Source organism: Azospira sp. MPR-E4 (assembly GCF_058809645.1).
Window position 1 is genome coordinate 35,453 of record NZ_JBXAST010000012.1, and the last position, 21,366, is coordinate 56,818.

Consider the following 21,366-nt stretch of genomic DNA (forward strand, 5'->3'; position numbering starts at 1 on the left):
CCCCGCTAGCGTCGAGGAATACATGAACCGAGCCTATCGATTAGTTTGGAATGCAAAGAATGGCGGTTATGCCGTTGCCCCGGAAACTGCGCGCGGAAAATCTTCCGGCAGCAGCTTGTGCCCCCGTTCTGTCGGCCTGCTGCTGGCCGGTTCTGTCGCTTCAGTCGCAGCGTACGCTGCGGCTCCGGCCCCGACTACGCTGCCCACGGGCGGGCAAGTAGTTGCCGGACAGGCTGGCATCAGCCAATCCGGCTCAACCATGACGGTGAACCAGGGCAGCAATCAGGCCATCATCAACTGGCAGAGTTTTGATATCGGCAGCCAGGCGAGCGTCACTTTTCACCAACCGTCGGCTTCGAGTGTGGCCCTGAATCGGGTGTTGTCCGGTGAGGCCAGTCAGATTTACGGCAAGCTCAATGCCAATGGGCAGGTCTATGTTGTCAATCCTGCCGGGGTCATTTTTGGGGCTGGCAGCAAGGTGGATGTGGGGGGGCTGGTGGCCTCCACGCTGGATATCACCAATGAGGATTTTCTTGCAGGCAAGCTTCGCTTCAAGCGCAATGGCGCCTCCGGTGGGATTAACCAGCAAGGCGAAATCACGGTCAAGGATCAGGGGGTGCTGGCTTTGCTGGCGCCCACAGTGAAGAACGAGGGGGTTCTCTCCGCTCGTCTGGGCAATGTTGTGCTGGCGGCAGGGGATCGCATTACCCTGGATGGCGGAGCCAACGGTTACCTGCAAGTGGCGGTAGAGCCGGCTACGGTTAAAACCCTGGTGGAAAACCGGCAGATGATCGTGGCCGATGGTGGCCAGGTGATCATGACCAGCAAGGCAGCAGATACCTTGTCTGCTGGCGTGGTATCCAACAGCGGCACCATTCAAGCTCGGACCTTGACTGAGCACGAAGGCCGCATCCTGCTGCTGGCCGATCTTGGTCATGGGGAGGTGAAGCACAGCGGCTTGCTGGATGCCTCCGCGCCCACCGAGGGAAACGGTGGCTTTGTCGAGACCAGTGCCGCCAAGGTCAGCCTCGCCGAGGGGCGCAAGGTGACAACGCTGGCGGCCAAAGGCAAGACGGGCACCTGGCTGATCGACCCCAACGACTTTACCATTGGCCTGACCAGCGGCGATCTGACTGGACGGCAGCTTTCCGCAGACCTGGCCAGCAACAACGTCACCATTCGGAGTACCGACGGCGGCCAGGCCGGGAACGGCGATATCAACGTCAATGCGCCGGTCAGTTGGAGTACCAATACCACGTTAACACTTCAGGCCCAGAACGATGTCAACGTCAATGCCGATATTACTGCCACGGGTAATAGTGCCGGTCTGGTTTTAGGCGGTGGGCTATATACCCTTGGCCTTCCAGTTTTTGGCCACGGGGCGCGCATTACCCTCAGCGGCAGTAATGCGAGCTTAAAAATGGGCACTGTTGGGACGGAGGCGGTTTACCGCCTGATCCGTTCGGTAACGGACCTTCAGTCCGTGGCTGATGCGCCCAGTGGCAACTACGCGTTGGCTGTCGATATCGATGCGAGCGCAACTGCCAGCTGGAATGGTGGCGCGGGTTTCAACCCGATTGGTAATGCAGGGCAAGCGTTCGTCGGTAACTTTAACGGCCTTGGACACACCATCAAAAATCTGACCATTAACCGGCCCAACCAAATGTTAGCCGGCCTCTTCGGCTATTCGAACAACAGCAGGCTTTCCGATTTCGGGCTGCTCAATGCCAGCGTTTCCGCGGGAGGCCATGATGGTAGTGGCGAATTAGTCTATGGAATAGGTACGGTTGTAGGTTACGCAAGGGCAACCGCGATTGATGGCGTGTTTTCGGAAAATGGGGCGGTCAAAGGAACCATCTACACCGCAATAGGCGGACTAGCTGGTACGTTGGATGGATCACGCTTGCTTAATTCCTATTCCACAGGAACCATCGATGCGGCTAGCGGTGCTCCTTACCAATTTATTGGCGGTTTGGTTGGCATCGCATATGGCAACACACAGATTTCCGATAGCTATTCGAAATCCAATTTTTTGGTGACGAACGCACCCCGGGATTCCTATTTCGGGGCTTTGATTGGATTCATAGGGGATCCAATTTTTGGAAATTCTTTTGGTAACACAGTAAGGCTGTTCGGCAATCACGCATCCAACATGTACAACTATGGAAATTGCTACGCAACAAGCCGAGGAATTATCGGAAATGCGGATAGCAATCACCCCTTCTTTGCATCCGCAGATAATTACTTTAATACCTCTTGGACGCTTGATCAGGGGGTTTCCATCGTTGGTACCGGCCTATCCCCTGGTCAATCCAGCAGCTATACGGGTTTTGACTTCACCAATACTTGGTCATTCCCGCCAGGCCAGAACAGCACTCCTGTTTTGCGCAGATTCCAGCGTGATGCTTATGTGTTTGCCGATGACGTTAGCAAAACCTACGATGGCCAAGTGCTCAGCAATCCCAGTGCAACAGTTGTCGGGGCCGATGTCAGTGGCACCACTTCCTATGCTGGCAGTTACCAAGGCGCCGTCAATGTGGGTACTTACAGCATTACTCCCCAGGGTTTGAGCTTTCCCACCAATGTTAACGATCCGGATAGCTATCAGCACTACGGCACCATCTACTATGTACCCAGCACATTGACCATTACCAAGGCTCCCCTGACGGTTACGGCAAGCAATGTCAGCAAGACCTACGACGGCCTCACCTGGGCAGGCCTGCCCAGCGCCATCTACACCGGTTTAGTCGGCGGCGATAGCGCTGCCTCCCTGAGCGGCTCACTTTCCGTTAGCGGGGCTGCGGGGGCTGTCAATGCTGGGACGTACACCCTGACACCGGGGGGACTCTCCAGCGGTAACTACGACATTTCCTTTGCAAACGGGATCCTGACCATTACCAAGGCGCCGCTGACGATTGCTGTCGGAAATGCGGGCAAGACCTACGATGGCCAGGCGTGGAGCGGAGGTTCCGCCACCTACAGCGGCTTCGTCAATGGGGAAAATGCCGGCGCCCTCTCCGGCACGCTGGGCTTCTCGGGCAGCGCCCAGGGCGCAGCCAATGCGGGCACCTATGCCATCACGGCCGGGGGTTTGAATAGCGGCAACTACGCCATCACTTATGTGGACGGCGCCCTGACCATCGCCCCCCGTTCCATCACCGTCAAGGCTAACGACCAGAGCCGATACTATGGCGATGTCAATGCCCTTAATGGCGGGGTATCCGTGGTCAGCGGTTCTCTGGTGGGAAGTGATGCATTGGGTAATGCATCACTGAGCAGCGCTGCCACTGCCGGTAGCAACGCAGGTCAGAGCTATGCCCTGACACCGAGTAATGCGGCCTTTACCTCCGGCAATGCTGGCAACTACAGCATCACCTACGTGGACGGTACGCTCACCATTACTCCCCGCCCCATTACCCTTAGGCCAGAGGATCTCAGCCGGACCTACGGTAGTGCCAACCCGGGGAATGCCCAGTTCGTTCTAAGTAGTGGCTCTCTCGCCAATGGTGACAGCCTGAAAACTACCACGGTCAGCACCTCAGCCACGGCGATGTCCAATGCCGGTCAGAGCTACGCTCTGACTTCAGGCAGCGCCGAGTTTGCCAGCGGTAATGTGGGGAACTACCTTATCACCTATCAGAACGGGACGCTGACCATTACCAAGGCGCCCCTGACCATCACGGCCGGAAACGCCAGCAAGACCTATGACGGCTTGGCCTGGAGCGGTGGCAATGGGGTGAGCTACAGCGGCTTTGTCAATGGCGAGGGGGCTGGCGTACTCTCCGGCAGTCTCAGCTACGGTGGCAACGCGCAGGGGGCCAGCAATGCCGGCACCTATGTCCTGACGCCCGGCGGGCTTTCCAGCGGCAACTACGACATCACCTTCGTGGGCGGCAGCCTGGTCATCGGCAAGGCGCCTCTCACCGTCACCGCAGTCAATGGCAGCAAAACCTACGACGGGCTGGCCTGGAATGGCGGCAGTGGGGTGAGCTACAGCGGCCTCGTCAATGGCGAGGGGGCAGGAGTTCTCTCCGGCAGCCTCAACTACGGCGGTAGCGCCCAAGGGGCGACCAATGCTGGTACCTATACCCTGACGCCCGGCGGGCTTTCCAGCGGCAACTACAACATTAGCTTCGTGGATGGCAATCTGTTTATCGGCAAGGCTGCGCTAACCGTCGCCGCCACCAACGGCAGCAAGACCTATGACGGCTTGGTCTGGAGTGGCGGCAGCGGGGTGAGTTACAGCGGCTTTGTTAATGGCGAGGGGGCCGGCGTTCTTTCCGGTAGCCTCAGCTACGGCGGTAGCGCCCAGGGAGCCAGCAATGCCGGTTCCTACACGCTGATCCCCGGCGGGCTTTCCAGCGGCAACTATGATATTTCCTACCTCGCGGGCAATCTGACCATCAACAAGGCGGCATTGACCGTTGCCGCCAACAACGGCAGCAAGACCTATGACGGTCAGGCCTGGAGCGGCGGCAATGGCGCCAGCTACAGCGGCTTTGTGAACGGTGAGGGCGTCGGCGTGTTGAGCGGTAGTTTGACCTTCGGCGGCAGCGCCCAAGGCGCGGAAAATGCCGGGCAGTACGCCCTACGCCCTGGCGGCCTAAGTAGCGGCAATTACGATATCGCCTTTGTCGATGGAGTCCTGTCCATCACACCCCGTGCCATTACCGTGCAGGTGAACGACCAGTCTCGCTACTACGGATACGGTAATCCCAGTCGCGGTGGTGTGCACCTGGTTGGAGGCTCCTTGGTCGGTAGCGACGCCCTGGGCAACTCTGTCCTGACCACTAGTGCTCCGGGCAACGCGGCAGCGGGCCAGAGTTTTGCACTTTCCGGCAGCAATGCGGCTTTCACGTCCGGGAACGCCAGCAACTATGCCATTACCTATGTGGATGGAAGCTTGCAGGTGGCCAAGGCCCCGCTGACCATCCGGGTCAACAATGTAGACCGCATGGAGGATGGCAAGGCCTGGAACGGTACGCCGGGCATCAGCGTCAGTGGCCTGGTTAATGGCGACGACCTGAGCGATCTTCAGGGCAGTCTGGTCTTCAGCGGCAATGGTTTTGGCGCCTCCAAGGCCGGAACCTATACGTTGAGCGCCTCGGGTTTGAGCAGCAACAATTACGCCATCAGCTTTGTCGATGGAGCATTGGTGATTTCGCTGCCGGACGCCGTGGATGGCATCCGGGCGCCGACGGGCGGGCAATTGCAGCAGGTCAGCCGGGGCGAAGACCCTGTGCGGAGAATCGGCCCCAATCCGCTAGAGGGAAGGCCCGGTTGGATGGTGGCGGCCCATGGCGACGCATCGCCCTATCTGACCTTGCGGCCTGACCATATCCGTTTGCCCAACTGAGGGGATGGCTTACCTACGGGCGACCATGGCGGCCGCCCGGCGTTGATTTGCCATACGGGTGGAAGACGACAGGCTGCACTGCCGGCGGCGTGCTGCGGGTCGGCCAGGGGCCGTTCAGCCGGATGCGTTCCACCACGCGCCATCCCAGCAGGATGGCCAGGACCAGGGCGTAGATGATGGGGTCCAGCAGGGCCACCCGTTTCACCAGCCACAGGTAATGCACCACTCCCAGGATCGCCACCGCATAGACGGCCCGGTGCAGGCTCTGCCAGCGCTTGCCGCCGAGGCTGCGGATGGCGGCGTGGCTGGAGGTCAGGGCCAGGGGCAGCATCAGCAGGAAGGCGGTGGCGCCGACGGTGATGAAGGGGCGCTTCCAGATATCCCGGGCGATGGCGTCCACGTCCCAGAATTGGTCCAGCCAGAGGTAGGTGAGCAGGTGCAGGCAACCGTAGGCGAAGGCGGTTAGCCCCAGCATGCGGCGCAGGCGCAGCAGCCAGTGCCAGCCGGAGAGCTTGCGCAGGGGCGAGACGCACAGGGTGAGAAAGAGGAAGTTGAGGGTCCAGATGCCCATGCCCCGGGTCAGGGCTTCGATGGGATTGGCCCCAAGGCTGTCCGACCACAGGCCGTGGGCGTAGTGCAGGGCCGGCAGCAGGGTGAGCAGGAACAGGGCGGCCTTGATGGCGGAGAGTTGGCGCGGGGTGGGCTGGAAGGTCATGGGCAAAAGATGTCAGAAGAAGCGGCGCAGGTCCATGCCGCTGTAGAGGCCGGCCACCTGGTCGGCGTAACCGTTGAAAGGAAGGGTCTTGCGCTTGATGAATTCGCCGATGCGCCGTTCCGTCGCCTGGCTCCAGCGGGGATGGTCCACCGCCGGGTTGACGTTGGAGTAGAAGCCGTATTCGCTGGGGCCGGCCTTCATCCAGGTGCTGCGGGGCTGTTCGCGGACGAAGCGGATGCGCACGATGGATTTGGCGCTCTTGAAACCGTACTTCCACGGCACCACCAGACGGATCGGCGCCCCGTTCTGGGCCGGCAGCACCTCGCCATAGAGGCCGACGGCCAGCAGGGTCAGGGGGTGCTGGGCCTCGTCCAGGCGCAGTCCTTCCACATAGGGCCAGTCCAGTAACGGAGAGCGGACGCCGGGCATCTGCTGGGGGTCCGCCAGGGTGACGAATTCGACGAAGCGGGCCTGGCCGTTGGGTTCCACCTGCCGGATCAGCTCCGCCAGGGGAAAGCCGACCCAGGGAATCACCATGCTCCAGCCTTCGACACAGCGCATGCGGTAGATGCGCTCCTCCAGGGGCGCCAGCTTCAGCAGGTCGTCGATGGAAAAGGTGCGGGGGCGCTTGATCTCCCCTTCCACTGTGACGGTCCACGGCCGGGTCTTGAGGCGGCCGGGCGCGTGGCGGGCCGGGTCCTCCTTGTCCGTGCCGAACTCGTAGAAGTTGTTGTAGCCGGTGACCGACTTGAGGGGCGTCAGCTTTTCGTCGCTACTCAAGGGGCTGGGGCGCAGGGTGCCGAGGCTGCCGGCCTGGCTGATCTGGGGCAGTCCCAGGCCGGCCAGGGCGGCGCCGGCGCCGAGGCCTTTGAGCAGGGCACGGCGACCCCGGGCCAGGGGCTCCGGCGTAATCTCGGATGGCTGCAGGTCGGGGGGGCGGCGGATCAGCATGGGCGGCTCCGGAGGTGAGGATTGGGCAGGCTCGGGGCGGGCCGGCCTAGCGGGCTTCCAGTTGTTGATAGACCTGGGTGGCGATGGTGCCCAGGCTTGCCTTGTCCAGCGTGCCGGACAAAGCATAGCCGAAGCGACCGTCCACCCAGTAGAAAACGCTGACGTCCCCTTCCCGGCTGAAACGGAAGGAGGTGTCGCCACTGCCGGTGCCTTCGCCGCTGACATAGAGGGTCAGGCGCTGGCCGCCCCCGTCCTGGTACATGAACAGGGCCACGGGGCCCTGGCCGCCCGGCAGCAGGCGCCCGCCCACCAGTTCGAAGCCCTGGGCGCCGAGGCGGGGCGGGTGCAGGGGAGCGCCGAGCCGTTTCGACAGCCAGGCGGCCAGATGGGTTTCCTGGTCGGCGCCGACTTCCACCGGGTGGCGCACCTCCGGTGCATACACCGCGTGGGCGATGGCCGCCTGGCGGGGCAGGGCTGCAGCCAGGCTGGGCGACGGCAGGTAGGTATGGGCCTGCCAGCCGGCCAGGGCGCCCGACAGCACCAGCAGTACCGCGGCGGCGCTCTGCCAGGGCCAGGTGAGGAAGCGCTGCCGGAGGAGGGGCGCCGGCCGGGGCAGTTCCTGCAGGTGCGGTGGAATGTCCTCCTCCAGCACCGGCTGGAAGAGGGATTGCAGGCCCCGGTTCTGGGCCTGGTAGGCCTGCAGTCGGTCGTGGGTGTCGGGATGCTGTTCCAGGTACGACTCCACCTGCGCTTGCCGCTCGGCGGGCAGGCGCCGGTCCGCCCAGGCCTGGAGCTCGTCTTCGTGAATGGGTTGGGGCGTCATGGTACGACCCTCAAATGGGTGACGCCGGACTCCGGCGCCATGAGGCGGCGCAGATGCTCGCGGCCGCGAAAGAGGCGCGACATGACGGTGCCCCGGGGGATGGCCAGGGTTTGGGCTATGGCGTCGTAGCTCATGTCTTCCAGTGCCACCAGCAGGATCACCGCCCGTTGCTCCTCCGGCAGGCGGTAGAGGGCTGCCGCCAGGTCGGCCAGTTCCAGGGCGTCGCTCTGGGTGGGCCGGGTACCCGGTTCCGGGATTCGCTCGTCCAGTGGCTGGGGGGCGATGCCGGGGCGGCGCAGCTGATCCAGGCGCAGGTTGTGCATGATGGAGAACAGCCAGGGACGCAGCGGGCGGCCATCCTGCCAGCTGTGGCGCCGGCTCCAGGCCCGTTCCAGGGTGTCCTGCACCAGGTCGTCCGCCGCCGCCCGGTCGCCCACCAGGGCCCGGGCGTAGCGGCGTAGCCGGGGAATCTCGGCCAGGAGCGGCGCTTCCTCCATGGTTCAGGGCTTGGCCACGTGCCAGACGTTGTTTACGCCGTCGCCGCTGCGGTCTCCCGGCTTCTGGTCCTTGACCCAGTAGTAGAGGGGCTTGCCCCGGTAGGCCCACTGCTTCTTGCCGTCGTCCCGGGTGAGGACGCTGAAGTGGCCGTTGGCCCGGTCCATCTCGTTGGCGAACAGGGGCGGCCAGTTGCTGGCACAGGGGCCGTTGCAGACGCTCTTGCTGCCGTCCGCCGGGTCCTTGTCGAAGACGTAGAGGGTCATGCCGTTGCTGCCGGTGAGGGCGTCCTGGGCGACCATGGCTGGAGCGGGGCCGCCGCCGTAACTGGCGCAGGCGGCCAGTCCGGTGGCGAGAACGATGCCGGCGATGCAGGTGTGGATTTTCATGGTGATCTCCGTAGGGTGATGTTGCATACGGATATACGGAAATCCCCGGCCGCCAATTCCCTCCGGCGACAAATAATTTCCGTAGCTGGCGGTAGGACCGCCGGCGCCGGAAAAAATGCCGCGGAAAAAGAAAAAGGGTGGCAAATGCCACCCTTTTCGGTGCTGCTGGGAGTGCGGCTTAGCGCAGGCCGGCAGCGTACTCGGCCACGGCCTTGATTTCCTGATCGCTCATCTTGGCAGCGATGGTGCGCATCATCTTTTCCGGATCGTTGCCGCGCTCGCCGGAGCGGAAGGTCTTCAGCTGGTTCTCGGTGTATTCAGCCCACTGGCCGGCCAGACGGGGGAACTGGGCGGGCAGGCCGGCACCGGCAGCGCCGTGACAGCCGGCACAGGCGGGGATGCCCTTCTTCACGTCGCCGGCGCGCCACAGCTTCTGGCCCTGGGCCACCAGCTTTTCGTCCTTGGCCACCTGGGGCTTCAGGGTCTGGGCGGCGAAGTAGGCGGCCACGTTCTTCATGTCGTCTTCGGTGGCCAGGGTGGCGGCCATGCCGGCCATGATGGCGTTGTTGCGCAGGGGCGCCTTGCCGTCGGCACCGGGCTTGAAGTTGGACAGCTGTTTGACGATGTATTCGGGGATCTGGCCGGCCAGGTTGGGGTTGGCGGCAGCCAGGCTGTTGCCGTCGGTGCCGTGACAGGCGCCGCAGACGGCTTCAGCAATGGGCTTGCCCTTGGCGGGGTCCGGTTTGGCAGCAGCTTCCGGGTTGGCGTGGGCGGTGAAGCTGGCGGCGAGCAGAAGCGCCAGAGCCGTGGTGCGAATCATGTCCAAACTCCTTCTATCGATCCAAAAAATTCGGTATAGACGCTAGGCCGCCGGAGCGGGATCGCGCGGCCCCTCCCGGGAGGCCAGGGTTATTCTTTGAGCATTGCTGCGGCCGGAGTTTGCCTCGCCTGGGGGCTGAACCCCGTGAAAGCAAAAGCCGAAACCCTGCTATTCTATATCACTTCGGTGCTCCGAAGCGAGGAGCGGAAAAAGGAGAAGGCCCACCATGGCCCTGTTTCAAAAGGCGGTTTTTTTAACCACCGTCGCCCATTTGCGGGATTTGCCCGAGGACGCCCTGGCGGAGGTGGCTTTTGCCGGCCGTTCCAACGCCGGCAAGTCGTCCGCCATCAATACCCTGGCCAACCACACCCGGCTGGCTTTCGTTTCCAAAACCCCCGGCCGTACCCAGCACCTGAACTTCTTCAAGCTGGAAGAGGGCAAGTTCCTGGTGGATCTGCCCGGCTATGGCTATGCCAAGGCGCCGGAGGAAATCCGTTCCCAGTGGGAGGGCCTGCTCGGCCCCTACCTGCAGCACCGCGGGCCGTTGTCCGGCCTGGTGCTGATCATGGACAGCCGCCATCCCCTGACGGAGCTGGACCAGAATCTGATCGACTGGTTTGCCGCCACGGGCAAGCCCCTGCACATCATGCTGTCCAAGGCGGACAAGCTGACGCGGCAGGAACAGTCCCTGGTTTTGCGTCAGGTCAAGGCCGCCATGGCCGATCTGGGGGAACGTTGCACCGTCCAGCTGTTCTCCAGCCTGAAGAAGACCGGCGTCGAGGAAGCGGAGAAGGTGATCGCCGGCTGGATGGGCATGGAAGTGCCGCCGCCGCGCCCGGCGCCGCCGCCCCGGCCGATCCGTTCGGCCAAGAGCGCCGCCGGCGCCAAGCAGAACCGGACCCACGCCCCGGGCAACAAGAAAGCCGTCCTGGCGGGGGGCAAACCGAAGCCAGCCAAGGCTCCGGCACAGAAATAAAAAAGCCCCCGGTAAAGGGGTAACCGGGGGCCGAAATGCCTTAATTAACTTGATTAAGGCACCCGCTCAGGGAGGTAAAGCGGGAGACGGTGTGAGCCATCTGCGTTCTAAGAGAGGCCTTGGGGGAGAGAAGTTCCCAAACCGTGCAATTTTTTTGAAAATTTTTTACTGGGTTCAGAACCGCCTGCCATGACTAGCCAAACCATCCCCGGAAAGTTCTCCGCCACCCGCATGCGGCGCATGCGCCGCGATGATTTCTCCCGTCGTCTGATGCGTGAGTCCGTGCTCACTGCGGACGACCTGATCTATCCCGTTTTCGTCCTCGAAGGCAGCCAGCGCAGCGAAGCCGTCGCCTCCATGCCCGGCGTCTGCCGCCAGAGCCTGGACCTGCTGCTGCATACCGCCGAGCGCGCCCTCAAGCTGGGCGTGCCCGCCCTGGCCCTGTTCCCAGTGGTGGACGGCAGCCGCAAGAGCCTGGATGCGGCCGAGGCCTACAATCCGGAAGGCTTGGTGCCCACCGTGGTGCAGGCCCTGAAGAAGGAATTTCCGGAGCTGGGCGTCATCACCGACGTGGCCCTGGACCCCTACACCATCCATGGCCAGGACGGGCTGATCGACGCCAGCGGCTACGTGCTCAACGACGAGACCGTGGAAGTGCTGATCAAGCAGGCCGTCTGCCACGCCCAGGCCGGCGCCGACGTGGTGGCGCCCTCCGACATGATGGATGGCCGCATCGGCAGCATCCGCCAGGCCCTGGAAGCGGAAAAGCTGATCTACACCCGCATCCTGGCCTATTCCGCCAAGTACGCCTCCGCCTTCTACGGCCCCTTCCGGGACGCCGTCGGTTCCGCCGCCAACCTGGGCAAGGGCAACAAGTACACCTACCAGATGGACCCGGCCAATACGGACGAGGCCCTGCGGGAAGTGGCCCAGGACCTGGAAGAGGGTGCCGACATGGTGATGGTGAAGCCGGGCATGCCCTATCTGGACATCGTGCGCCGGGTCAAGGAGCAGTTCGGCGTGCCGACCTACGCCTATCAGGTGAGCGGCGAGTACGCCATGCTCAAGGCCGCCATCCAGAACGGCTGGCTGGCCGAGGAGGCTTGCGTCCTGGAGGCCCTGCTGTCCTTCAAGCGGGCCGGTGCCGACGGCATCCTCACCTACTTCGCCCTGGACGCGGCGGAGTGGTTGCGCAAGTAAGCGGTCGCTTACTCCAATGAAAAAGGGCGCTGCGGCGCCCTTTTTCATTGTCCATGGCGATTGGAAGTCAGGCTGCCTGGCTGAGGCAGGCCCCGTACAGCATGGGCCATTGCTGGGGCCATTGGGCCAGGGGCTCCCGGCTGAAGCCGCTCTTGGCGTATTGCTGCCAGCGGCCGCTGACGTGGCACAGCAGCAGGTTGGCCAGGGCGGCGAAGTCGGTGGCGGGGCTCAGGCCCTCCTGGGTGGCCGCCACCTTGAGGGATTGCCGCAGGGCTGCCTCCAGCTTCTCCAGCAGCAGGTTGATGCGGGCCTGCAGGCGCTCGTTTTCGTGCACCAGGGCATCGCCGGTGAGGACCCGGGTCATGCCCCGGTTGCGCTGGGCAAAGCCCAGCAGCAGGTGCAGGATCAGTTCCACCTGCTTCAGGCCCATTTCCTCTTCCGCCGTGATCTGGTTGATGAGGCCCAGCAGGCTGGTCTCGATGAATTCGATGAGGCCCTCGAACATCTGGGCCTTGCTGGCGAAGTGACGATAGAGGGCGGCCTCGGAGCATTCGAGGCGGGCGGCCAGGGCGGCCGTGGTGATTTTCTCGCCCTGGGGCTGTTCCAGCATGGCCGCCAGGGTTTGCAGAATCTGCAGCTTGCGTTCGCCGGGCTTGCTGGCCATGGTGCTTCTCCCCCTTGTTATTGGTGGGGAAATTATAGCTGGCGCAGGGCCCGGGGCAGGTCCAGGATGTTGCGCAGGGTGACGTCCACATAGGCCGGCTGGCGCAGTCTGGCGGCGGAGTCAGTGCTCACCCAGACGGTCTTCAGGCCGAGCCGTTTGGCCGTGGCCAGATTCGGCAGGCTGTCCTCCACCATGATGCAGCGGTGCGGATTCAGGCCCTCGGCCCGGAACAGGTGGCGAAAGCCGTGGCTCTCGGGCTTGGGCCGGAAGCGCACCCGCTCCACCGAATAGGCGGCGGTGAAGCAGTCGGCGATGCCGGTGGCCTCGAGCACGGCCTCGGTGTAGTGCTGGGGACCGTTGGAGAAGACGATCTTGTGTCCCGGCAGGCGCTGCAGCATGGCCTTGACCCCCCGCTGGAAGACGATGCCGGGCAGCAATACCTCCAGGTCGTGGGTTTCCCGCAGGAAATGGTGAGGGTCGATGTCGTGGTGCCGGATCAGGCCCAGCAGGGTGGCGCCGTAGCGGTGCCAGTAGTCCTGGCGCAGGGCCTGGGCGGCCGCCTCGTCCAGGGCCAGGTGGCGCTGGATGTAGGCGGTCATGGCCCGGTTGATGTGGGGGAAGATGTGGGGGCTGGCGTTGTGCAGGGTGTTGTCCAGATCGAAGATCCAGACCGGCTGGCCACCCTGCCGCCAGCCCCGGGGCATGGCCATCAGTGGCTCTTGATCATGGTGCCGACGCCGTGGTCGGTGAGGATTTCCAGCAGCAGGGCATGTTCCACCCGGCCGTCAATGATGTGCACGCTCTTCACGCCGTTGCGGGCGGCATCCAGGGCGGAGCTGATCTTGGGCAGCATGCCGCCGGAGAGGGTGCCGTCCTCCACCATGTCGTCGATCTGCTTGGGGGTGATGCCGGTGATGAGTTGGCCGGCCTTGTCCAGCACCCCGGGGGTGTTGGTCAGCAGCACCAGCTTCTCGGCCTTGAGCACCTCGGCCACCTTGCCGGCCACCACGTCGGCATTGATGTTGTAGGTTTCGCCGTCCTTGCCGACCCCGATGGGGGCGATCACCGGGATGAAGCCGGCGCCTTCCAGGTTGCCGATGAGGGAGGGGTCGATCTGCACGATGTCGCCCACCTGGCCCACGTCGATCAGGTCGTCGGGGTTTTCCTTGTTGGGCAGCAGCAGCTTCTTGGCCCGGATCATGCCGCCATCCTTGCCGGTGAGGCCCACGGCCTTGCCGCCGGCGCGGTTGATGAGATTGACCACGTCCTTGTTCACCTGGCCGCCCAGGACCATTTCCACCACTTCCATGGTTTCGGCGTCGGTGACGCGCATGCCCTGGATGAATTCGCCCTTCTTGCCGACCCGGCCGAGCATGTTCTCGATCTGGGGGCCGCCGCCATGGACCACCACCACGTTCATGCCCACCAGCTTCAGCAGCACCACGTCCCGGGCGAAGCATTGCTTGAGGTGCTCGTCGGTCATGGCGTTGCCGCCGTATTTGACGACGATGGTGCGGCCGTGGAAGCGCTTGATGTAGGGCAGGGCTTCGGCCAGGATGGCGGCCTGCTGGGCGGGGGTGGGGGTGGTCATGGTGTTTCCCGAATGAAAGACCCGGGAATTCTACCCGCCGGGGGGCGGAAAGAAAAAGCCGGCAGTGGCTGCCGGCTGTCTGGGGAGCGGCGCAGGCTCAGTCGATGGTGAGGCGCTTGCTGCTGGCGGCTGCCCGTTTGGGCAGGGTCAGTTCCAGCACGCCGTCGTTGAACCTGGCGGAAGCCTGGGCGTCATCGATGTCCTGGGCCACCTGGAAGGAGCGGGAAACCTTGCCGAAGTAGCGTTCGGAGCGCAGCAGGCGCTGGCCTTCCTTCACTTCCTTCTCCTGCTTGACCTCGGCGCTGATGGCCACGGTATTGCCTTCCACATGGACATGGATGTCCTCCTTCTTCACGCCCGGCAGTTCGGCGTGCACCAGATAGGCCTTTTCATCTTCCTTGACGTCCATCTTGATGCTGGGCGCCTGGGTCTGGTTGGAAAACTCCACCGGGCGCACGAAGAAACCCCGGAACAGGTCGTCGAGCGGGTCCAGTCCGGCTTGGCTGAGGCGGGTCAGGTGATTGCTCATGATGATCTCTCCTTCAAGGACTCAGGGCGGATGCCATATCCATACGGCACCTTCTGTTTCCTATATAGGGCATGGCAAAAACTTTTCAAGGGCGAGCGTTCTGCCCCTCCCCGCGGGCCTCCCAGTACTCGTTGCAGCGGCCCCGGGCCAGGCTCTGGGCGAACTTGGGGCTGCGGATCTGGGGCTCCTCATAGACCTGGCGCGCCAGGGACTGGAGAAAGGCGGCATGGGCCTCTTCGGCCGGCAGGGGGCGCAGGGGACGTCCCTTGTCCCGGTCGCCGAGGGCCTGCAGGGCCACGTCCTCGGCCCGGTTGCACAGCCTCAGGCGGGGCGCGTCCGGGTGGTCGTCGGCCACCGCCACCGGATGGCCATGGGCCAGGACCAGGGAGGAACAGAGGAGCAGCAGGCAGAACAGGGCGGGACGGCGCATGGCGGAGATGGGACGGGAATGACGATGGCCAATGGAAGCACGAAGGCCACCAGCAGCGCCAGGGCTGGCATCAAAAAGGGAAGGGCATGACGAGCCGGGGTGCCGGCAGAGCAAGGCGTGGTGGGGCGCTGCGGCAGTAGCGGCCTGGGATGGCCGTCCCTTGGGCCTCTAGGGCTGGGCCAGCTGGAGAATGGCGTCCCGGTTGGTCCAGGAGAAGACCTTGTCAGCAGCTTCCTGCCAGGGCAGCCAGCAGTAGTCCAGGTGTTCGCCCGGTGCCAGGGTCACCGGCCGGGGTGCCGGCAGCTCCAGGGAATAGACGTGCTCGGTGTTGTGGGTGACGCCGGGGGCGTAGCGATGGCGCCATTCGAGAAAAATCTCGAAGACGTGGCTTTGCTGCCAGTTGCGCAGGGGCAGGCCTTCGCCGGCGATGTCGATGCCGGTCTCCTCCAGCACCTCGCGCCGAGCCGTGGCGTCCAGGGGCTCGTCGCCCTCCTGGCTGCCGGTGACGGATTGCCAGTAGCCCGGGTGGGAGACGCGCTCGAGCAGGAGAATCTGCCGCTCCGGAGTGTGGATCAGCACCAGGACGGAAACGGGCCGCTTGTAGGGCTTGGGCGTTTCGCCCGGGGTGGCGCTCACGCCGGCAGGGAATCCAGGGCCAGGCCGGGGACGGCGAACAGGGCCCACAGGGGGCGGCCCTGCTCCCGCCATTCGTCGCCGGCGGCCTGCAGCACGGCGATGAGGGTGTCCACCGGGCTGCCCTCGTCATCTTCATCCACGCCCGCGGCAGGGGCGCCGGTGAACAGCAGCAGGCAGCCCTGGCCCGGGCTGGCCGCCAGGTCGGTGAGGCAGTCGTAGAGGGCGTCGAAATTGGCGCCGTAGTGTTCGGGGAATTGCAGCTGCCGTCCCAGCTCGGCGAGGAAGTCGCCGTCCAGGCCGATCTCGGCCACGCTCAGGCCCAGTTGCCGGGCGGCGGCCAGGGCAGTCGGCGCCTGGTCCGGGCGCAGGCGGTAGGGGCCGGCCAGGTCGGCCTTGGCCAGCAGGGCGGGAAAGTCGGGCGTGCGGGATGGTTTGCCGGTCATGGTTCAGTCCCGCAGACGACGGAAGCTGCGGTAGTGGTCGTCGGTGTAGTAGAAGACCACCGGCGGCTGGCCGCCGGCGATGAGGCGGCGGGCGCCCCGGTTACGGGCGCCGGGGGTGTCCACCGTGTACTCGCGGTAATAGCCACGGGGCTGCAGGGGCAGGCGCCGTTCGAAGTTGCCGAAGGTGCTGCCGTCCTTGGGGTAGGGGAAGGGGCCGCCGCGATGGATCAGGTTGAGGGTGCTGCGGGCCTCGGCCGGCAGCTCCTGGACGGAGACGCTGGCATCGCCGAAAGCCGGGCCGGGATTGGGTTCCCGGGCCGCGGCCGGCCCCGCCAGCAGTCCGCCCAGCAGGGCCAGGCCGGTCAGCAGGGAGGGCAGGAGGCGGGAGCGGCGCATGGCGGCGGGCTTGCTTTAGCCCTTGCTGACTTCGACCTGGGCTTCCACCTTCTGGCGCAGGCGGATGTGCAGCTCCTTCAGCTGCTTCTCGTCCACGTCGGAGGGAGCGTCGGTGAGCAGGCACTGGGCGCGCTGGGTCTTGGGGAAGGCGATGACGTCGCGGATGGATTCGGCGCCGGCCATCATGGTGACGATGCGATCCAGGCCGAAGGCCAGGCCGCCGTGGGGCGGGGCGCCGTACTTGAGGGCGTCGAGCAGGAAGCCGAACTTGATCTGCTGCTCTTCCGCGCCGATGTTGAGGGCTTCGAAAACCTTGGCCTGCACGTCGGCCTTGTGGATACGCACGGAGCCGCCGCCGATTTCCCAGCCGTTGAGGGCCAGGTCATAGGCCTTGGCCAGGCACTTGCCCGGATCGGTGAAGAGGAACTCCTCGTGACCGTCCTTGGGACTGGTGAAGGGGTGGTGACAGGCGGTCCAGCGCTTGTCGTCCTCGTCGTACTCGAACATGGGGAAATCCACCACCCACAGGGGTTCCCAGGCCTTGCCGTTGAGGTAGCCCTTCTCGTGGCCGAGCTTGACGCGCAGGGCGCCGAGGGCATCGTTCACCACCTTGGTCTTGTCGGCGCCGAAGAAGATCAGGTCGCCGGACTGGGCGCCGGTGCGCTCCAGGATGCCCTTGAGGGCGGCTTCGTGCAGGTTCTTGACGATGGGGGACTGCAGGCCGGTCTCGTTGGGCTGGGAGGCGTCATTGACCTTGATGTAGGCCAGGCCCTTGGCGCCGTAGATGCCGACGAACTTGGTGTATTCATCGATCTCGCCGCGGGTCAAGCTGGCACCGCCGGGCACGCGCAGGGCGGCGACACGGCCGCCGCTGGTGGCCGGGCCGGAGAAGACCTTGAAGGCCACGTCGGCCACCAGGTCGGTGACTTCGGTCAGTTCCAGGGTGACGCGCAAGTCCGGCTTGTCGGAGCCGAAACGGTTCATGGCTTCGGCGTAAGTCATGCGCGGGAAGGGGGCGGGCAGCTCGACGGCCAGGGCTTCTTTGAAGACGTAGCGCACCATCTCTTCCATGATGGCGGTGATCTGGTCTTCGCTGAGGAAGGAGGTCTCGATATCGACCTGGGTGAATTCGGGCTGGCGGTCGGCGCGCAGGTCCTCGTCGCGGAAGCACTTGGTGATCTGGTAGTAGCGGTCGAAGCCGGCCACCATCAGCATCTGCTTGAACAGCTGGGGGGACTGGGGCAGGGCGAAGAACTGGCCCGGATGCACGCGGGAGGGCACCAGGTAGTCGCGGGCGCCTTCCGGGGTGCTCTTGGTGAGCATGGGGGTTTCGATGTCGATGAAGCCCTGGCCGTCGAGGAAGCGGCGGAAGGCCATGGCCGTCTTGTAGCGCAGCATCATGTTCTTCTGCATCTGGGGCCGGCGCAGGTCGATGACCCGGTTGGTCAGGCGCACGTTCTCGGACAGATTGTCGTCGTCCAGCTGGAACGGGGGCGTCACCGCGGCGTTGAGCACTTCGATTTCATGGCAGAGGATTTCGATCTCGCCGCTGGCCATGTTGGGGTTCACGGTGCCTTCGGGGCGGGGGCGGACCTTGCCGGTGATCTTCAGCACGAACTCGTTGCGCACGGACTCGGCCACCTTGAACATGTCGGCCCGGTCCGGATCGCACACCACCTGGGCCAGGCCTTCCCGGTCCCGCAGGTCGATGAAGATGACGCCGCCGTGGTCGCGCCGCCGGTGAGCCCAGCCGCAAAGGGTGACTTCCTGGCCGTTCAGGCCGGAATTGAGTTGTCCGCAATAATGAGTACGCATGGTGATTCCAGAAGGGTTGATTCTTGTGGTTCAGTGATGGGGCTGGGGCGGCGGCAGGTGCCGGGCCGGCGGTGCGACGACGCCCATGGAAATGATGTACTTGAGGGCCTCGTCCACGCTCATTTCCAGTTCGATGGTGTCGCTGCGCGGCAGCATCAGGAAAAAGCCGGAAGTGGGGTTGGGCGTGGTCGGCACATAGACGCTGACGTAGTCGCCCACCAGGTGATTGACCACGTCGCCGCCGGGCTGGCCGGTGAGGAAGGCGATGGTCCAGGAACCCTGGCGCGGGTATTGCACCAGCAGGGCCTTGCGGAAAGCCTGGCCGCTCTGGGAGAAGAGGGTGTCGGAAACCTGCTTGACGCTGTTATAGACCGAATTGACCACCGGAATGCGGGCCAGCAGCTTTTCCCACCAGCGCACCAGCTTTTCGCCGATGAAGTTGGCCGCCGCCACCCCGGTGACGAGGATGATCAGCAGGGTGAGGATGGCGCCGGCCCCCGGAATGTCGAAGCCGAACAGGTTGCGCGGATGGATCGCCTCCGGCAGCAGCCGCAGCGACTGATCCATGGTGCCGATGATCAGGTTCAGCACCCAGGCCGTGATGGCCAGGGGCACCCAGATCAGCAGTCCGGTGATGAAGTAGCGTTTGATCAGCTGCCCGCGCACGCGCATGCTCCGTCGCCGCCCTGGCAGGGCGGCGGGTTGTCGGCCTTCTTGCTGCTGGCCGGGGAGGCGCCGTTACCGCCCTTGAAGTCGGTGGCGTACCAGCCGGAACCCTTGAGCTGGAAGCCGGCGGCAGAAATCTGCTTGGCGTAGCCGTCCTTGCCGCACTGGGGACAGGCGGTCAGGGGGGCGTCGCTCATCTTCTGCATGTGGTCCTGCTGATGGCCGCAGGCGGGGCAACGGTATTCGTAAATCGGCATGAGGAACTCCGGAAAAGCGAAATTATACCCGAACCGGGGCCGGCCTTATGCAGGCCCCGGCTGGGAAAATGGGGGTGAAACCCGGAGAATTCAAGCGGCTAGAGCAGCCGCAGGTAGGACTGGGTCAGTTCCTGGCCCCAGTACAGGGCCAGCAGGCCCGCTGCAGCCAGATAGGGACCGAAGGGAATGGGCACGTTGCGGCCCCGGCGGGCCAGCACGATCAGGGCCACGCCGACGACGGCACCGACCAGGGAGGAGAGCAGGATGGTCAGGGGCAGCATCTGCCAGCCGAGCCAAGCGCCGATGGCCGCCAGCAGCTTGAAGTCGCCGTAGCCCATACCTTCCTTGCCGGTGGCCAGCTTGAACAGCCAGTAGACGCTCCACAGGGACAGGTAGCCGACCATGGCGCCGATGACGGCGGAGCTGATGTCGGTGAAGGTGCCGGAGATATTGAACAGCAGGCCGAGCCAGACCAGGGGCAGGGTGATGGAGTCTGGCAGCAGCTGGGTGTCGAAGTCGATGCCGGTCAGGGCCACCATGGCCCACAGCAGCAACAGGGCGGCAGCAGCTGCCAGGGTCGGACCGAAGTGCCACACCGTGAAGGCGGAGAGCAGGCCCGTGAAGGCCTCCACCAACGGGTAGCGCAGGGAAATCGGGGCCTGGCAACCGGAACAGCGGCCTTTGAGGAGCAGGAAGCTGAGGACCGGGATGTTTTCCCAGGCCCGGATGGCGTGGCCGCAATGGGGGCAGCGGGAGGCCGGGGTCGCGAGGCTCAGCCGTTCCTTTTCCGGAGCCGTTTCCCCCCGCAGTTCGGCGCACTGCAGGTGCCAGTCCCGCTCCATCATCCGTGGCAGGCGGTGGATGACGACGTTGAGGAAGCTGCCGACCAGGAGGCCCAGGATTCCGGCCAGAGTCGTTGCGAGAGCGGGGTTTGCCAGGAACTCTTCCATCGGGCTCATACCACCGAGCCCAGCTTGAAGATCGGCAGGTACATGGCGACCACCATGCCGCCGATCAGGCCCCCGAGGATGACCATGATGATGGGTTCCATCAGGCTGGAGAGCCCCTCCACTGCGTCGTCCACTTCCTGTTCAAAGAAGTCTGCAACCTTTGACAGCATGGAATCCAGGGCACCTGATTCCTCGCCGATGGCGACCATCTGGATCACCATATTGGGAAACAGGTTCACGTTCTGCATGGAATTGGTCAGGCTGGTACCGGTACTGACTTCGTTCTGTATCTGGCGGGTTGCCACCTTGTAGACGTGATTGCCGGAGGCTCCTCCCACCGACTCGAGAGCCTCGACCAACGGCACCCCTGCGGCAAACATGGTGGCCAGGGTACGGGTCCATCGGGCAATGACGGCTTTGCGGATGATGTCTCCAAAAATGGGGGCCTTGAGCATCAGTCGATCCATGACAATCTGTACTTTCTCGGAGCGTTTCCACGATTCAAGGAACCCATACACGCCGCCACCAACGATGCCGAAGATGATGGGCCAGAACTGTACAAAGAAATCGGACATGGCGATGACCACCAGTGTCGGGGCGGGCAGATCGGCGCCAAAGGATTTGAAGATTTCCTTGAAGGCCGGGATGACGAAAATCATGATCACGGCAGTGATGACAAAGGCGACGACGATAACGGCGATCGGATAAAAAAGAGCCGACTTGATCTTGCTCTTTACCGCCAGGATTTTTTCTTTGTAGATGGCCAGGCGGTCTAGCAGGGAGTCCAGGATGCCGGCCTGCTCACCAGCGGCCACCAGGTTGCAGAACAGGGCGTCGAAGTACAGGGGGTATTTGCGGAACGCCTGATTCAATGAACTACCTGTTTCCACATCCGACTTGATGTCCAGCAGCAATTTTCCTACGGCCGGATTGGCGTGTCCCTTGCCGACGATGTCGAATGCCTGCAGCAACGGCACCCCGGATTTCATCATGGTGGCCAGTTGTCGGGTGAACAAGGTGATGTCCTTGTCGGTAATCTTGCCGCCGCTCTTGAAGCGCTGCTTCGAGACCTTTGAGACCAGTACGCCCTGGCGGCGAAGAGTAGCCTGAACTACCGTTTCGCTGGTCGCCCGTAACTCGCCCCGGATGATCTTTCCGGTTTTATCCTTCCCTTCCCAGGTAAAGGTATGTTCCTTGATGCTGGGGTCCGTCCGTTTGACGGTGGTCGATGGCTTTTTGACGGTGGCCATATGGGGTGCTTTCT

The 21,366-nt window shown here is 63.9% G+C and carries 22 protein-coding genes; 3 read left to right on the plus strand and 19 right to left on the minus strand.

Going from position 1 to position 21,366, the window contains the following annotated elements; translation table 11 throughout:
- Nucleotides 1–22 precede the first annotated feature (22 nt).
- Nucleotides 23–5,356, plus strand: a complete 5,334-nt coding sequence (locus AC1RTA_RS05895) for an MBG domain-containing protein (protein ID WP_492784216.1) — start codon at nucleotides 23–25, stop codon at nucleotides 5,354–5,356.
- Nucleotides 5,357–5,369: 13 nt separating this feature from the next.
- Here the strand turns inward: AC1RTA_RS05895 and msrQ are convergent, their stop codons facing one another.
- From msrQ to AC1RTA_RS05925, 6 genes are all read right to left on the minus strand, one after another.
- Nucleotides 5,370–6,071: a protein-methionine-sulfoxide reductase heme-binding subunit MsrQ gene (gene msrQ, locus AC1RTA_RS05900; RefSeq protein ID WP_492784217.1), complete on the minus strand. Its 702-nt coding sequence runs from the start codon at nucleotides 6,069–6,071 to the stop codon at nucleotides 5,370–5,372.
- 12 nt (nucleotides 6,072–6,083) lie between these two features.
- Nucleotides 6,084–7,022, minus strand: coding sequence for a protein-methionine-sulfoxide reductase catalytic subunit MsrP (gene msrP / locus AC1RTA_RS05905; RefSeq protein WP_492784218.1), 939 nt, complete (start codon nucleotides 7,020–7,022; stop codon nucleotides 6,084–6,086).
- Nucleotides 7,023–7,068: 46 nt separating this feature from the next.
- On the minus strand, nucleotides 7,069–7,845 hold the full coding sequence (locus AC1RTA_RS05910; protein ID WP_014236402.1) for an anti-sigma factor family protein: 777 nt from the start codon (nucleotides 7,843–7,845) through the stop codon (nucleotides 7,069–7,071).
- On the minus strand, nucleotides 7,842–8,342 hold the full coding sequence (locus AC1RTA_RS05915) for an RNA polymerase sigma factor (RefSeq protein ID WP_492784219.1): 501 nt from the start codon (nucleotides 8,340–8,342) through the stop codon (nucleotides 7,842–7,844). Before AC1RTA_RS05915 ends, AC1RTA_RS05910 begins: the two co-directional genes overlap by 4 nt.
- Before the next feature lie 3 nt (nucleotides 8,343–8,345).
- Complete coding sequence (locus AC1RTA_RS05920) at nucleotides 8,346–8,729, minus strand: COG4315 family predicted lipoprotein (RefSeq protein ID WP_492784220.1); 384 nt, start codon at nucleotides 8,727–8,729, stop codon at nucleotides 8,346–8,348.
- A gap of 178 nt (nucleotides 8,730–8,907) precedes the next feature.
- Nucleotides 8,908–9,549 carry a c-type cytochrome gene (locus AC1RTA_RS05925; RefSeq protein ID WP_014236405.1) on the minus strand — a complete coding sequence of 214 codons (642 nt, stop codon included), beginning with the start codon at nucleotides 9,547–9,549 and terminating at the stop codon, nucleotides 8,908–8,910.
- A gap of 226 nt (nucleotides 9,550–9,775) precedes the next feature.
- Between AC1RTA_RS05925 and yihA the strand changes: the two genes are divergently transcribed.
- Both yihA and hemB read left to right on the plus strand, forming a co-directional pair.
- Nucleotides 9,776–10,525, plus strand: coding sequence for a ribosome biogenesis GTP-binding protein YihA/YsxC (gene yihA, locus AC1RTA_RS05930; RefSeq protein WP_492784221.1), 750 nt, complete (start codon nucleotides 9,776–9,778; stop codon nucleotides 10,523–10,525).
- Between the two features lie 189 nt (nucleotides 10,526–10,714).
- Entirely contained in the window at nucleotides 10,715–11,725 is a 1,011-nt protein-coding gene (gene hemB, locus AC1RTA_RS05935) for a porphobilinogen synthase (protein WP_014236407.1), read from the plus strand.
- A gap of 67 nt (nucleotides 11,726–11,792) precedes the next feature.
- Here the strand turns inward: hemB and slmA are convergent, their stop codons facing one another.
- The 13 genes from slmA to AC1RTA_RS06000 all read right to left on the minus strand — a co-directional run bounded on the left by slmA (nucleotide 11,793) and on the right by AC1RTA_RS06000 (nucleotide 21,352).
- Nucleotides 11,793–12,389 (minus strand): nucleoid occlusion factor SlmA, encoded by a 597-nt coding sequence (gene slmA, locus AC1RTA_RS05940; RefSeq protein WP_130459334.1) that lies wholly within the window; start codon nucleotides 12,387–12,389, stop codon nucleotides 11,793–11,795.
- Between the two features lie 32 nt (nucleotides 12,390–12,421).
- Nucleotides 12,422–13,099: a pyrimidine 5'-nucleotidase gene (locus tag AC1RTA_RS05945; protein ID WP_492784222.1), complete on the minus strand. Its 678-nt coding sequence runs from the start codon at nucleotides 13,097–13,099 to the stop codon at nucleotides 12,422–12,424.
- On the minus strand, nucleotides 13,099–13,980 hold the full coding sequence (gene argB / locus AC1RTA_RS05950; RefSeq protein ID WP_014236410.1) for an acetylglutamate kinase: 882 nt from the start codon (nucleotides 13,978–13,980) through the stop codon (nucleotides 13,099–13,101). Before argB ends, AC1RTA_RS05945 begins: the two co-directional genes overlap by 1 nt.
- 97 nt (nucleotides 13,981–14,077) lie before the next feature.
- Entirely contained in the window at nucleotides 14,078–14,509 is a 432-nt protein-coding gene (locus AC1RTA_RS05955; RefSeq protein ID WP_014236411.1) for an Hsp20/alpha crystallin family protein, read from the minus strand.
- 85 nt (nucleotides 14,510–14,594) lie between these two features.
- On the minus strand, nucleotides 14,595–14,939 hold the full coding sequence (locus AC1RTA_RS05960) for a hypothetical protein (protein ID WP_492784223.1): 345 nt from the start codon (nucleotides 14,937–14,939) through the stop codon (nucleotides 14,595–14,597).
- 168 nt (nucleotides 14,940–15,107) lie between these two features.
- Nucleotides 15,108–15,575 carry a dihydroneopterin triphosphate diphosphatase gene (gene nudB / locus AC1RTA_RS05965; RefSeq protein WP_492784224.1) on the minus strand — a complete coding sequence of 156 codons (468 nt, stop codon included), beginning with the start codon at nucleotides 15,573–15,575 and terminating at the stop codon, nucleotides 15,108–15,110.
- Nucleotides 15,572–16,018 (minus strand): barstar family protein, encoded by a 447-nt coding sequence (locus AC1RTA_RS05970; RefSeq protein WP_130459330.1) that lies wholly within the window; start codon nucleotides 16,016–16,018, stop codon nucleotides 15,572–15,574. The genes nudB and AC1RTA_RS05970 overlap by 4 nt, the downstream gene beginning before the upstream one ends.
- A 3-nt stretch (nucleotides 16,019–16,021) precedes the next feature.
- A complete protein-coding gene (locus AC1RTA_RS05975) occupies nucleotides 16,022–16,414 on the minus strand; it encodes a guanyl-specific ribonuclease (RefSeq protein ID WP_492784225.1) in 393 nt (130 codons plus the stop codon).
- Between the two features lie 15 nt (nucleotides 16,415–16,429).
- Entirely contained in the window at nucleotides 16,430–18,229 is a 1,800-nt protein-coding gene (gene aspS / locus AC1RTA_RS05980) for an aspartate--tRNA ligase (RefSeq protein ID WP_130459328.1), read from the minus strand.
- 30 nt (nucleotides 18,230–18,259) lie between these two features.
- Nucleotides 18,260–18,901, minus strand: coding sequence for a DUF502 domain-containing protein (locus AC1RTA_RS05985; protein ID WP_014236417.1), 642 nt, complete (start codon nucleotides 18,899–18,901; stop codon nucleotides 18,260–18,262).
- The gene (locus AC1RTA_RS05990) at nucleotides 18,880–19,152 is read right to left on the minus strand and encodes an FmdB family zinc ribbon protein (protein WP_492784226.1); all 273 of its coding nucleotides are present in this window, start codon (nucleotides 19,150–19,152) and stop codon (nucleotides 18,880–18,882) included. The genes AC1RTA_RS05985 and AC1RTA_RS05990 overlap by 22 nt, the downstream gene beginning before the upstream one ends.
- 98 nt (nucleotides 19,153–19,250) lie before the next feature.
- A complete protein-coding gene (locus AC1RTA_RS05995; RefSeq protein ID WP_492784237.1) occupies nucleotides 19,251–20,102 on the minus strand; it encodes a prepilin peptidase in 852 nt (283 codons plus the stop codon).
- Nucleotides 20,103–20,107: 5 nt separating this feature from the next.
- Nucleotides 20,108–21,352: a type II secretion system F family protein gene (locus AC1RTA_RS06000; RefSeq protein ID WP_492784227.1), complete on the minus strand. Its 1,245-nt coding sequence runs from the start codon at nucleotides 21,350–21,352 to the stop codon at nucleotides 20,108–20,110.
- Nucleotides 21,353–21,366 lie beyond the last annotated feature (14 nt).

What these genes read in the sequence shown, in the direction of transcription:
- AC1RTA_RS05925 (WP_014236405.1), bottom strand. Translation starts at nt 9,549, where the DNA reads ATGATTCGCACCACGGCTCTGGCGCTTCTGCTCGCCGCCAGCTTCACC.
- yihA (WP_492784221.1), top strand. Translation starts at nt 9,776, where the DNA reads ATGGCCCTGTTTCAAAAGGCGGTTTTTTTAACCACCGTCGCCCATTTG.
- AC1RTA_RS06000 (WP_492784227.1), bottom strand. Translation starts at nt 21,352, where the DNA reads ATGGCCACCGTCAAAAAGCCATCGACCACCGTCAAACGGACGGACCCC.
- AC1RTA_RS05975 (WP_492784225.1), bottom strand. Translation starts at nt 16,414, where the DNA reads ATGCGCCGCTCCCGCCTCCTGCCCTCCCTGCTGACCGGCCTGGCCCTG.
- AC1RTA_RS05910 (WP_014236402.1), bottom strand. Translation starts at nt 7,845, where the DNA reads ATGACGCCCCAACCCATTCACGAAGACGAGCTCCAGGCCTGGGCGGAC.
- argB (WP_014236410.1), bottom strand. Translation starts at nt 13,980, where the DNA reads ATGACCACCCCCACCCCCGCCCAGCAGGCCGCCATCCTGGCCGAAGCC.
- AC1RTA_RS05970 (WP_130459330.1), bottom strand. Translation starts at nt 16,018, where the DNA reads ATGACCGGCAAACCATCCCGCACGCCCGACTTTCCCGCCCTGCTGGCC.
- aspS (WP_130459328.1), bottom strand. Translation starts at nt 18,229, where the DNA reads ATGCGTACTCATTATTGCGGACAACTCAATTCCGGCCTGAACGGCCAG.
- AC1RTA_RS05895 (WP_492784216.1), top strand. Translation starts at nt 23, where the DNA reads ATGAACCGAGCCTATCGATTAGTTTGGAATGCAAAGAATGGCGGTTAT.
- AC1RTA_RS05955 (WP_014236411.1), bottom strand. Translation starts at nt 14,509, where the DNA reads ATGAGCAATCACCTGACCCGCCTCAGCCAAGCCGGACTGGACCCGCTC.
- slmA (WP_130459334.1), bottom strand. Translation starts at nt 12,389, where the DNA reads ATGGCCAGCAAGCCCGGCGAACGCAAGCTGCAGATTCTGCAAACCCTG.
- AC1RTA_RS05915 (WP_492784219.1), bottom strand. Translation starts at nt 8,342, where the DNA reads ATGGAGGAAGCGCCGCTCCTGGCCGAGATTCCCCGGCTACGCCGCTAC.
- AC1RTA_RS05920 (WP_492784220.1), bottom strand. Translation starts at nt 8,729, where the DNA reads ATGAAAATCCACACCTGCATCGCCGGCATCGTTCTCGCCACCGGACTG.
- AC1RTA_RS05985 (WP_014236417.1), bottom strand. Translation starts at nt 18,901, where the DNA reads ATGCGCGTGCGCGGGCAGCTGATCAAACGCTACTTCATCACCGGACTG.
- AC1RTA_RS05960 (WP_492784223.1), bottom strand. Translation starts at nt 14,939, where the DNA reads ATGCGCCGTCCCGCCCTGTTCTGCCTGCTGCTCCTCTGTTCCTCCCTG.
- msrQ (WP_492784217.1), bottom strand. Translation starts at nt 6,071, where the DNA reads ATGACCTTCCAGCCCACCCCGCGCCAACTCTCCGCCATCAAGGCCGCC.
- hemB (WP_014236407.1), top strand. Translation starts at nt 10,715, where the DNA reads ATGACTAGCCAAACCATCCCCGGAAAGTTCTCCGCCACCCGCATGCGG.
- AC1RTA_RS05945 (WP_492784222.1), bottom strand. Translation starts at nt 13,099, where the DNA reads ATGGCCATGCCCCGGGGCTGGCGGCAGGGTGGCCAGCCGGTCTGGATC.
- AC1RTA_RS05990 (WP_492784226.1), bottom strand. Translation starts at nt 19,152, where the DNA reads ATGCCGATTTACGAATACCGTTGCCCCGCCTGCGGCCATCAGCAGGAC.
- AC1RTA_RS05995 (WP_492784237.1), bottom strand. Translation starts at nt 20,102, where the DNA reads ATGGAAGAGTTCCTGGCAAACCCCGCTCTCGCAACGACTCTGGCCGGA.
- msrP (WP_492784218.1), bottom strand. Translation starts at nt 7,022, where the DNA reads ATGCTGATCCGCCGCCCCCCCGACCTGCAGCCATCCGAGATTACGCCG.